Genomic DNA, 10,268 nt, shown 5'->3' with positions numbered 1-10,268 from the left:
TGCGCGCCCGCAGCGTCCATCTCCTGCCTGATGACGGCGCAGATCCGCTCTAGCACTATCTTTCCTAGCGGCAAAAAATTATAAAGCCCGCTGCCCAGCTGCTCGATAAATCCCGCGCGGATCAAAAGCGCGTGGCTAGGTAGTACCGCGTCTCTGGGGGCCTCTTTTAGGCTCGGAGCGAAAAGCTTGCTAAATTTCATTCTGTCTGTCCTTTTTCTCATTTTCTTGATTTAAAAATTTTTCGTAGTTTTCTTGCAGTTCAAAAATTTCGACGAGCGCGTTTACCGCGTTATCGGCATTATCCGCGTCGCCAAGGTTTTTTAAATTTATCGTCGGAGCGTGCAAAAACGCTTTAAAAACCTGATGGATAAGCTTGCGCGCCTCCTCTGCATCGCTGTGCTTTAGATAGCCCTTTTTAAGCGCTTTGGCTAGCTCTAGCTCGGCTACTTGTTTCGCGCTTTGGCGCAAAGCCTTGATGATCGGCGTGGATGCCGCTGCCTTGAGCCATTTGAAAAATTCATTCGTGCATTTCGCCACGATCGAGTAAGCGATCTGCGCCTGCTCCTCGCGAAGCAGCAAATTTTTCTTTACGATCTCCTCCAAATCATCGACGCTGTAAACCTCGACATCCTCGCTCTGACTAAGCTCTACGTCGCGCGGCACGGCTATATCGAAAAAATATCGCTTAAAGCTTTTGGGCTCAAGCAAGCTATCGGTAATGATCGGCTCTTGCGAGCCAGTAGCGCTGAAAAATAGGCTATTTACGTTTAGGTATTTTTTGAGATTATCAAGGCTATCGATTTTAATGCGGGATTGCGCCTGTGCGGAGAAATTCGCGCAGGCGGTGGAATTTTTATCGTCCTTGGGATTTTCGCCTGCTATGCGAGATTCATTGCTGTCTGCGAAAATCTCTTTATTAAAATTTACGCCGTCTTTGGAATTTTGTTTTTGCGCGGGATTTTCATCCGCGCAATCTTTCGCATCCAAGGAATTCTCGCCAAGCAACGAGGCGGCTAGCCTCTGCGCACCGGCTAAATTTCGGTTCAAGATCGTGATATTAACGCCGTTTGCGAGCAGGTGTTTGCACGCTAGCTCGCTCATCTCTCCCGCGCCCACTACCACGGCGTCCGCGCCCTGCAAGGAGCCCAGCCTGTCCTTTGCCATCGCCACGGCGACGCTTGAGACCGAGATCGGATTTTTTGAAATTTCGGTTTGGTTGCGGATGCGCGCCGCGCACTTTAGCGCTTCATCTATGGCTTTTGCGATTTGAGCGCCGGCGCGAGCGTTTTGCATCGCGAATTTATAGGCGTCTTTGAGCTGGCCTACTATCTGCGTTTCGCCCACTACGAGGCTGTCAAGAGAGGCTGCAACGGCGAAAAGGTGGTGTATCGCGCCGCGATCCTCATATATGTCGGCTAGGTTTTGCAGCTCTTCAAAGCTCACGCCGCTAATGCGCGAAAGTGCCAAAAGCACGAACTTTTGCGCTTCATCAAAGTCGCTTACGACGGTAAAAATTTCAACGCGGTTGCAGGTGCTTAGCACCAAACACTCCTCTATCGCGGAGTTCGAAGCCAAAAGGCGCAAAATTTCTTTCTTGCGCACGTCGTTTGAAAACGAAAGTTTCTCGCGCACCGTGATGTCCGTGTTTTTGTGGGTGAAGCTCACGCTCATATACGCCATCAAAACTCCCTATCTATCATATCTCGCACGATTTGCTCCAGCTTGTCGTTTTTAAATTCCGCCACGGCTTCAAGCGCCTTTTGCCCGTAGGCGCGAGCTTCGTTTATACAGCGCTCGATGATGCCGTGCTCGCTAAGCTTCGCCTTGATCCATGAAATTTCGCTCTGGCAAAGCTGCTTTTTAAAAAATGATTTTAGCTTTTGACGTTCCGAATCATCTAAATTTTCGTATAAATAGATGTAGGGCAGGGTGGTTTTGCCCTCCGCAAAATCGCTCAGGCTCGGCTTGCCCAGCGCTTCTGAGCTTTGTGTCACGTCTAAGATGTCGTCGATAATCTGAAAGGCAAGCCCCAAATTTTTGCCATATTCGCCGAATTTTGCGCTCGCGCTTGAAATTTCATCATGATCTTTCGCGGCTTTTGGATTCCTGCCCTCGTTTTTTGCGCCGTTAATATCTGAAATTTCGTCGCGATTTTCCGCGCCGCCGAATTTTAAAAACGCCCCGCAGCGCGCGACCTCTTCGATCAAAGCGGAAGTTTTTAGATAGATCATCTGCAGATATTTGCTCGCATCATCGTTGAAATCGTTGCTTAAGCTCACGTCCATCAGTTCGCCCACTGCGAGCTTCGTGACGGCGAGCGAAAGCGCAGCGGCGATGCGGCTTTCAAATTTGCTAAGCTCGAAGTATGCCTTGGAATAGAGTATGTCGCCCAGCATCACGGCGTTTTTGGAGCCGTAGGTGGCGTTGATCGAGGGTTTGCCGCGGCGCACCGAGCTTTCGTCGATGACATCGTCGTGAAGCAGGCTTGCGGCTTGAATGAGCTCGATGATCGCGCACAGACGCAGCGATTTTTCATCCTTTTGCGCGATGTTTAGCAGCAGCTTGGAGCGCAGTTTTTTGCCGGGGCTTAGCTTATCAAACATCTCGCTAGCAGGCTCGTAGCCGCAGTCTGCGATGAAGCTTTTCATAATTAAATCAATTTGATCTTGCATTATTCGTTGTTGCTTAGGATATTTCCGCTCATTTGCAAAAATTTGTCGTTTAGCTCGTCTTGTAGATCCTGCTGCGCGATGAAGCTTTCGATCTCGCGCTCGCTAATGCCGCGCGCTTCGCAGAGCCGCTCACAGGCGATGAGGCGGATTAGAGCTTCTTCGATTTCGTTTTGCACTAAAGTAGGGCTTGCAGCGGATAAAATTTCAAAGAATTTCTCTCTTGGGCTGCTTTCAAAAATATCCATTTACCTTCCTTAAAATTTCGCGATTATAGCAAATGTAAAATTTAATTTAGGTTAGGGCGCGGCAAACTATCGGGGCTTTTAAACAGGAACGATTGCATAGATTTTGCGCTTGCGTGCGGTAAATTTTAAACTTAAGCGCGGGATTTTGAGCTTTGAATTTCATAAATTTTAAAATTTTACTTGTTTGCGAGATAGGCAGAGCGAGCGAAATTTAAAAATTTAATCTTGGTTGCGTGGCGGATTAAACGCGAATCTTTGCAGATAGGCGAAATTTTAAATTTACAGATAAGCGGCTTAATTTTTTGCGGAAATTTTAAAATTTTGTGGCGCGAGTGAAATTTTAGATTTCTTGTGAGCGGACAGAATTTCGCTTTGTTTGAGCGATAAAATTCTTGAATTTCGCGCAGGCGGAGAGGATTTTGGCTTTGCTTGTGCGGTAAAATTTTGATTTCTGAGCGGCGGATAAATTCTACTTATGCAAAATCTACTCGTGCGCGCAACACGCATCAGGCTTCTTAAAATTTTAAAATTCCGCCGCTTTACGAGAATTTGAAATTTCATGGACGCGGTAGAATGCTAAAATCGCATTTGACATTAAATTTTAAGTCTGGTTTTCGAGGCAAATTTTAAATTAAGCTGCGATAGGGTGCCTTTAAATTTTAAAATTTCGCCACCTTTTACAGATAGAATTTCATTTTTCGCGCAGATAAAATCGCGTGCCACAAGAGCTACTTTTAAAATTTTAAATTCCACTCGTGCAGATGAAATTTCGGTTTCTCGTGCTGGCGGAATTTTTCGCGCAAGGATTATTTTTAAATTTTAATTTTGCTTACGTTGCGCACGAGGATGGAATTTGCTCCGTTTTAAGAGTTAAGCGTGATTTTGCCATGCTGCAATACTGCTTTTAATTAGCTATGTCTAAAAAGCCAGGCTGCTTAAATTCCGCCGATGATTTCGCGCGCCTGTGCGATGTTTAGGGCATTGCGACTTAGTTCGCTAGGCTCGCCAAACCCCCAGCATACCTGCAAATACTCAAGTTTTGCGCCTCTTAGATCTGCCAAGTTTGCCTGAAAATATCGCGCCGCCGCAGCTTGTGCGCTTTCCGTCGCTTCTGCTTTTGCGGAAATTTTAACGCCTTTAAAGCTTAGAGTTGCCGCCTTGCTAGCGCCCGAGTCGTTAGGGCAGAATTTTTCATCCGCGTTAAGATTTTTGTCGCAAGAGTTTAAGCCCTCGCTGCTAGCGCTGAAATTCTTTCTACTCGTGTCACGGCTAGCATTTAAGCTCTCGCCGTTATTGACGCCTTGAAATTCTAAATTTTGTAAAAATTCTGCGCCACGGATCGCGGCTAGCTCATCTTTTTTGCTATCACCTAAAAAAATCGCGTTTTTGTGCGGTGAGCGTGCGATTACGTGTAGCAGCATCGCAGGGTTGGGCTTTGATGGCATCTGCTCGTCCGCGCCTACGACCAGATCAAATAGCCTGCGCACGCCCGTTTTTTCTAAGATCGCGCTTAGGGTGTAGGAAGGTGCATTGGAGGCGACTGCGAGAAAAAATCCTGCTTTTTTGCACGAGTGCAAAAGATCTTCGATACCCTCGTAAAGCACGGCAAAATCGCGGTAATTGCTTACGAATTCCTTCTCGAAAAAAGCAAGTTCTTCGGCGCTTGCTTTGGTTTTGCCATAAAATTCCAAAAAGGCGTTTTTGCTAGGATCGTTGATGGTGTGGACGATGAAATTCTTTTGTAGCGGCGCTAGGCCGTAGAGCTCGCGGCGAGTGTTATTGACGCTGATTTCGATCGCGCGAGAAGAGTCAAGCAGCGTGCCATCCATATCAAAAATCACGGTTTTCATCTAATAATCCTTTAAAAAATCGATTTTGTGCTTGTCTTTTTTGTAACTCTTATTATTTTTGAGCTTTTGCAAAGCGTTTGCTTCATGCTGCAGTGCCGATCTAAACGCAGCATGGCTGGTCTGTCCTGCCTCGCTAGCATCAAGGACGTTTTTAGCAAAGCTCTCAAGCGCCTTGGTGTAGGGACTATCGAGATTTACAGCGGCCGCTTTAGATAAAATTTCGTAGTTTTTAGCTGTTCGCTTCGCAAAAAGCTCTGCATCGAAATCCTCGCGCTTTAGCAGTGCTACGGCAGATTTTACAAAGCGCTCTAGTGCGCGGATATATTTAACGCGCTCATCTTTTTCTTTGATTTGCATGATCTTTCCTTAATTAAAGCGCGCATTATAGCAAAATTCGAAATTTTGGCAAAATTACGCATATTGTAAAACTATATTTTAATAATATTTTTTCTATAAATCCCGTTATTATAGGCGTTTTAAAACCATATAAAAATACTTGACTTTATTTTAAAATTTAGCTATTATTCACCAAATTTTTTACAAAGGACGAAAATGCAAAAAGAAACCCTCGCAACTCATTTTGGTTACGACTCCGTCGCCGGCTACGGCACGATGGCTGTTCCCATTTATCAAAGCACCGCGTTTAACTTCGGTTCTAGCAAAAAGGCCGCCGATCGCTTCGCACTTCGCGATCTAGGACCGATTTATGGGCGTTTGACAAATCCTACTACTGATGTTTTTGAGGCGCGACTTGCGGCGCTGGAAAACGGCAAAGCCGCAATCGCGGTCTCTAGTGGGCAGGCGGCAATATTTTTTGCGGTAGCAAATTTAGCCGCAGCGGGCGAAAATATCATCATTGCCGAGAAAATTTACGGTGGCGCGACCACGCTTTTAGCGCACACGATCAAGCGCTTTGGCATCGAAGCTAGGGTTTTTGACTCCGAAACGGCAGATAATTTGGAAGGTTTAATCGATGATAAGACTAGAGCGATCTTTTTCGAGACGCTTTCAAATCCTCAAATTTCAGTTGCAAATACCGCTAAAATCGCTACAATCGCAAATAAGCACGGCGTAGTAACGATTGCGGATAACACGATCCCAAGCCCTGCGCTTTACAATCCGCTTGATGACGGCGCCGATGTCGTAATCCACAGCGCTAGCAAATATATAAGTGGGCAAGGTCTTAGCATCGCAGGTGCGATCGTTTCGAGCAAAGGATTAAATTCTAAACTCAAAGGCAATCCGCGTTACGCACATTTCAACGAGCCTGATGAGAGCTATCACGGCTTAGTTTATGCGGATTTAGTAGATGATTTCGACATTTACACGCTTAGAATTCGTTTGTCCTTGCTTCGCGATATTGGTGCAACTCTATCGCCGTTTAACGCGTTTCAGCTCATCCAGGGGCTTGAAACACTGCCGCTTCGTATGCAAAAACACTCGCAAAACGCGCTAAAAATAGCAGAATTTTTACAAAATCATCCGAAGGTAAAGCAGGTCAATTATCCGGGGCTTGCAAGCTCGCCGTTTAATGCCGCAATCAAAGCGAAATTTAAAAACGGCTATGCAAGCAGTCTGATGAGCTTCATCGTAGATAGCGAAGAAACAGCGCTAAAGGCGGTTAGCAAGGTTAAAATTTTCTCCGTCGTAGCAAATATCGGCGATACGAAGTCGATCATCACTCATCCTGCGAGCACGACGCATTCGCAGCTAAACGAGGAGCAGCTAAACCGCGCTGGCGTGCCTGCGAGCTTAATCCGCCTAAGCGTGGGTATAGAGGACGTGAACGATTTGATTTCTGATCTTAGCGAGGCACTGAAATAATGGCACTTTTAAGCACAAAGGGCGTTTATGGGCTGGCTGCGATTTTGCAGATCGCCAAAGCTAGCGAAGTAGCGCCGATAAGTATAAAAGAGATCGCCGAGCGTACGGGAGTTTCTAAGAATTATTTGGAGCAAATTTTAAATACCCTTAGAAACGAAAAGCTAGTGTGTAGCATCAAAGGTAAAAACGGCGGTTACCACCTAGCTAGAGATGCTAGCGAGATTTCTTTCGGTGAAATTTTTACCGCGCTTGAAAAGGATCTGCGGATGACTAGCATTCAGATGAGCGATCCCGGACTGCGGGCGTTTTTTGAGAAATTTGACGTCAAGCTTGCAGAGATATTTAACGAGCCTCTAAGCAGCTACGAGGAGATGATGGCGCGAAGCGTCCAGTATTTAAATTTCAGCATTTAAAGGAAAAATATGAAAATAGCAAACGATGTTACGGAGCTCATCGGCAATACTCCGTTAGTCAGAATCAATACGTTTGGCAAAAATGCCCTCATCCTAGCCAAGGCGGAATTTTTAAATCCAAGCCACTCGGTCAAAGATCGCATCGCGTGGCAGATCGTAAAAGACGCGCTAAGCTCGGGCAAAATCGATAAAAATAGCGTTTTGATAGAGCCTACCAGCGGAAACACGGGCGTAGGGCTTGCGATGATCGCAGCAAAGCTCGGTATGAAGCTAATTTTAACGATGCCAAGCTCGATGAGTATCGAGCGCCAAAAGCTCATCGCCGCATTCGGGGCTAAAATCGAACTAACCGATCCGAAATTTGGAATGAAAGGCGCGGTAGATAGGGCAAATGAGCTGGCTGCGAGCACTCCAAATAGCTTCATCCCGAGCCAGTTTGATAACCCAAGCAATCCAAAAGCGCATTTTCAAAGCACTGGACCTGAAATTTGGGAGCAAAGCGGCGGTAAGGTAGATATTTTAGTCGCGGGATTTGGCACCGGCGGCACGCTCAGCGGCACGGCGAAATTTTTAAAATCTAAAAATCCAAACCTCAAAGCCTACGGTGTGGAGCCTGCTAGCTCGCCGCTTCTTACGTGCGGCAGTGCGGGTGGGCATAAAATTCAGGGCATCGGCGCAAATTTTATCCCTGATAATCTTGATAGAAGCGTCATCGACGGCTTTTTGAGCGTTGAGAACGACGATGCGTTTGCGGCAGCTAGACAGCTGGCACAAAAAGAGGGTCTGCTCGTGGGTATCTCAAGCGGTGCGAACGTTTATGCTGCCGCTCAGATCGCTGCCAAGCCCGAAAACAAGGGCAAAGTGATCGTTACGATCCTTTGCGATACCGGCGAGAGGTATCTTTCTACCGAGCTTTTTAAATAGGCGGCGGTTTTGCGTGGGTGCGGCGTTAGCGCGGTAATTTTACGCATTTTACGCGGGCGTGCAGCTTCGCGAGATTAAATTTTACGCAGGCGCCGAAATTGGCACGATGAGTTTTGCGCGATCGCGCGGGTTATTGCGACGATTGCCCGACTATATTTTACATTTTCGCGTTACGTAGGCGTGAGAATTAATACGATAGTTTCTACGCGGGCGAGGCGATAGTTGCGATGGTTACGCGATGATTTTATGAGAGAGCAACGATTTTTTAGGCTTTGCTGATTTTGCGTTTATTGATTTGCTAATTTAGCGGCTCGCCGCCCGTTGAGAGATAAAATTTAGCCCCAAAATAGGGCTAAATTTTAAAATTTCATCTTACGCGCCTCACTGATTGCGGGAGTGCTATGTATACGGCGCGACCGTGCAATACGCAGGCATTAAATTTAGAGCCGCTAAGCCCGTCAAATCTGCGCTATCCGTACGCCGCAAAATTTTATATCGCCAGCCCGCGCACGCGGCATAAAATTTTAAAATCCTATTCTGAAATTTTAAAGCTCGCTCGCGCAGCTAAAATTCCAAATTTGCGCCGCGCATAAATTCCAAGCCAACGCCGTGTATAAATTTCAAAACCTCGCCGTATGTAAAACCTAGAACCGCTCTTTAAATTTAGCCGAATTTCAAAATTTAATCATAAAAACGCTATCATCGGGACAAAATTTTTAAGGTTGCAAAATGAGTTTGAGCTTGAAATTTCGCCCCAAAAGCCTAGAGCAGATCGTGGGACAGGGTAAGATCGTAGCGGTTTTTAAAAAATTCGTCGCTGCAGGTAGCATTCCGCACAGTATATTTTTCGGCGCCGCAGGCAGCGGCAAAACGACGATGGCGCGCGTGATCGCAAGCGAGCTGAACTACGATTTTTACGAGCTTGACGCCACGAGCCTGAAGGTCGAGGATATCCGCAAAATTCTATCCTCGCACGCGGGCTCGCTCATCAAGCCGCTCATTTTCATCGACGAGATTCACCGCCTCAGCAAGACGCAGCAGGAGGTGCTGCTAATCCCGATGGAAAACTACGCCGCGATCATCATCGGCGCGACGACGGAAAATCCGCAGTTCGTGCTAAGCAGCGGCATCCGCTCGCGCTCGATGATCTTTGAGTTCGAGCCGCTTAGCTACGAGGATTTGGAGGCTCTTTTGGCGCGGGTACAGGGCGATATCGGCTTTGAGATGGACGAGGAGGCGCGAAAATACCTGCTAAACTCCAGCAGCGGCGATGCAAGGAGTATGTTAAATTTGCTAGAATTTGCGCTTTTGGCAGACAGCGCCATTACGCTGGATACGCTTCGTACGCTGCGCGCAAATGCCGTGGCTGCGGGCGTTAGCAGCGACGACGTGCATTACGAGCTTGCTAGCGCGATGATCAAAAGCCTACGCGGCAGCGATGCCGACGCCGCGCTGTATTATGTCGCAAGGCTGATAGATGCGGGCGAGAGCGCGGATTTCATCGCGCGCAGGATGGTGATCCTAGCTAGCGAGGATATCGGCAACGCCAATCCAAACGCCCTAAATATCGCTACTAACACGCTAGCTGCCGTCAGCAAGATCGGCTATCCCGAAGCTCGCATCATCTTAGGGCAATGCGCGATCTATCTGGCGCACAGCCCCAAATCAAATGCCGCGTATTTGGGCATCAACGCCGCTTTGAAATTCGTCCGCTCCGCCGCTCCGCTGCCTACGCCGCGCTATCTCATCAACTCCGATAAGCAGATCGCAGACTACAAATACCCGCACGACTTCGGCGGCTGGGTTGAGCAGGCCTATATGAGCGAGGCGGCGAAATTTTACGAAAGCAAGGGTATCGGCTTTGAAAAGACGCTGGATGAGTGGCTGGCGCGATTGCGCAAAGAAAAGATCGATATTAAGGAACGAGAATGAACTTCAGCAGCGTCCTAAAACTAATGAAGCAGCGCTATGGCGCGGACGGCGAATATCTGTGGGATGAATATCCCAATTTTGCGGTTTTTCGTCACGCAGGAGGGAAGCGCAAGTGGTTTGCACTTCTGATGCGCGGGCTTGCAAACGAAAAGCTCGGTCGTGCGCTTCCTGGCTCAAGCGACGTGATAAATTTAAAAGTTTCGCCCGATTTGGCGGCAATTTTGCGTGACGAAAAGGGAATTTTTGCAGCCTATCATATGAATAAAAAGCACTGGATCAGCGTCTACCTTGATGCGGTGCCGCGCGAGCAGATCGAGGATCTAATCGAGCATAGCAGGGAGCTTACGAGGTAGAATTTTGCGCCTGGGTTAGGTTTAAATTTGCGTGCGAAAGAGGCTAAATTTGAAC

The 10,268-nt window shown here is 47.4% G+C and carries 12 protein-coding genes and 1 pseudogene; 6 read left to right on the top strand and 7 right to left on the bottom strand.

Annotated features, from left to right (window positions below; all coding sequences use genetic code 11):
* The 7 genes and pseudogenes from QZ176_RS05820 to QZ176_RS05790 form a co-directional block, all read right to left on the bottom strand.
* A pseudogene (locus QZ176_RS05820) lies at positions 1-200 on the bottom strand (proline--tRNA ligase); the annotation flags it as partial.
* A complete protein-coding gene (gene hemA / locus QZ176_RS05815) occupies positions 190-1,680 on the bottom strand; it encodes a glutamyl-tRNA reductase (protein ID WP_295151883.1) in 1,491 nt (496 codons plus the stop codon). The pseudogene QZ176_RS05820 and the gene hemA, both read right to left, overlap by 11 nt.
* On the bottom strand, positions 1,680-2,672 hold the full coding sequence (locus QZ176_RS05810) for a polyprenyl synthetase family protein (protein WP_295151881.1): 993 nt from the start codon (positions 2,670-2,672) through the stop codon (positions 1,680-1,682). The genes hemA and QZ176_RS05810 overlap by 1 nt, the downstream gene beginning before the upstream one ends.
* Positions 2,672-2,917: a DUF2018 family protein gene (locus tag QZ176_RS05805; RefSeq protein WP_295151879.1), complete on the bottom strand. Its 246-nt coding sequence runs from the start codon at positions 2,915-2,917 to the stop codon at positions 2,672-2,674. Before QZ176_RS05805 ends, QZ176_RS05810 begins: the two co-directional genes overlap by 1 nt.
* A gap of 594 nt (positions 2,918-3,511) precedes the next feature.
* Positions 3,512-3,640: a hypothetical protein gene (locus QZ176_RS05800; RefSeq protein ID WP_295151877.1), complete on the bottom strand. Its 129-nt coding sequence runs from the start codon at positions 3,638-3,640 to the stop codon at positions 3,512-3,514.
* Between the two features lie 212 nt (positions 3,641-3,852).
* On the bottom strand, positions 3,853-4,767 hold the full coding sequence (locus tag QZ176_RS05795) for an HAD family hydrolase (protein ID WP_295151875.1): 915 nt from the start codon (positions 4,765-4,767) through the stop codon (positions 3,853-3,855).
* Entirely contained in the window at positions 4,768-5,127 is a 360-nt protein-coding gene (locus QZ176_RS05790) for a hypothetical protein (protein ID WP_295151888.1), read from the bottom strand. It abuts the gene before it with no gap.
* A 192-nt stretch (positions 5,128-5,319) separates the two neighbouring features.
* Between QZ176_RS05790 and QZ176_RS05785 the strand changes: the two genes are divergently transcribed.
* The 6 genes from QZ176_RS05785 (at position 5,320) to QZ176_RS05760 (ending at position 10,213) form a co-directional block, all read left to right on the top strand.
* Positions 5,320-6,591, top strand: coding sequence for an aminotransferase class I/II-fold pyridoxal phosphate-dependent enzyme (locus QZ176_RS05785; RefSeq protein ID WP_295151873.1), 1,272 nt, complete (start codon positions 5,320-5,322; stop codon positions 6,589-6,591).
* Positions 6,591-7,004, top strand: coding sequence for an Rrf2 family transcriptional regulator (locus tag QZ176_RS05780; protein WP_005870604.1), 414 nt, complete (start codon positions 6,591-6,593; stop codon positions 7,002-7,004). The genes QZ176_RS05785 and QZ176_RS05780 overlap by 1 nt, the downstream gene beginning before the upstream one ends.
* A 9-nt stretch (positions 7,005-7,013) precedes the next feature.
* Positions 7,014-7,928, top strand: a complete 915-nt coding sequence (cysK, locus tag QZ176_RS05775) for a cysteine synthase A (RefSeq protein ID WP_295151870.1) — start codon at positions 7,014-7,016, stop codon at positions 7,926-7,928.
* 401 nt (positions 7,929-8,329) lie between these two features.
* The gene (locus QZ176_RS05770; protein ID WP_295151868.1) at positions 8,330-8,521 is read left to right on the top strand and encodes a hypothetical protein; all 192 of its coding nucleotides are present in this window, start codon (positions 8,330-8,332) and stop codon (positions 8,519-8,521) included.
* A 136-nt stretch (positions 8,522-8,657) separates the two neighbouring features.
* Positions 8,658-9,860 carry a replication-associated recombination protein A gene (locus QZ176_RS05765; protein WP_295151866.1) on the top strand — a complete coding sequence of 401 codons (1,203 nt, stop codon included), beginning with the start codon at positions 8,658-8,660 and terminating at the stop codon, positions 9,858-9,860.
* On the top strand, positions 9,857-10,213 hold the full coding sequence (locus QZ176_RS05760) for an MmcQ/YjbR family DNA-binding protein (protein ID WP_295151864.1): 357 nt from the start codon (positions 9,857-9,859) through the stop codon (positions 10,211-10,213). The genes QZ176_RS05765 and QZ176_RS05760 overlap by 4 nt, the downstream gene beginning before the upstream one ends.
* Positions 10,214-10,268: the final 55 nt, after the last annotated feature.

Source organism: uncultured Campylobacter sp. (assembly GCF_905373215.1).
Taxonomy (GTDB): domain Bacteria; phylum Campylobacterota; class Campylobacteria; order Campylobacterales; family Campylobacteraceae; genus Campylobacter_B.
This window is presented reverse-complemented; position numbering and strand designations above follow the sequence as displayed.

What these genes read in the sequence shown, in the direction of transcription:
- QZ176_RS05810 (WP_295151881.1), bottom strand. Translation starts at nt 2,672, where the DNA reads ATGCAAGATCAAATTGATTTAATTATGAAAAGCTTCATCGCAGACTGC.
- QZ176_RS05765 (WP_295151866.1), top strand. Translation starts at nt 8,658, where the DNA reads ATGAGTTTGAGCTTGAAATTTCGCCCCAAAAGCCTAGAGCAGATCGTG.
- QZ176_RS05795 (WP_295151875.1), bottom strand. Translation starts at nt 4,767, where the DNA reads ATGAAAACCGTGATTTTTGATATGGATGGCACGCTGCTTGACTCTTCT.
- QZ176_RS05760 (WP_295151864.1), top strand. Translation starts at nt 9,857, where the DNA reads ATGAACTTCAGCAGCGTCCTAAAACTAATGAAGCAGCGCTATGGCGCG.
- QZ176_RS05805 (WP_295151879.1), bottom strand. Translation starts at nt 2,917, where the DNA reads ATGGATATTTTTGAAAGCAGCCCAAGAGAGAAATTCTTTGAAATTTTA.
- cysK (WP_295151870.1), top strand. Translation starts at nt 7,014, where the DNA reads ATGAAAATAGCAAACGATGTTACGGAGCTCATCGGCAATACTCCGTTA.
- QZ176_RS05770 (WP_295151868.1), top strand. Translation starts at nt 8,330, where the DNA reads ATGTATACGGCGCGACCGTGCAATACGCAGGCATTAAATTTAGAGCCG.
- QZ176_RS05785 (WP_295151873.1), top strand. Translation starts at nt 5,320, where the DNA reads ATGCAAAAAGAAACCCTCGCAACTCATTTTGGTTACGACTCCGTCGCC.
- QZ176_RS05780 (WP_005870604.1), top strand. Translation starts at nt 6,591, where the DNA reads ATGGCACTTTTAAGCACAAAGGGCGTTTATGGGCTGGCTGCGATTTTG.
- hemA (WP_295151883.1), bottom strand. Translation starts at nt 1,680, where the DNA reads ATGGCGTATATGAGCGTGAGCTTCACCCACAAAAACACGGACATCACG.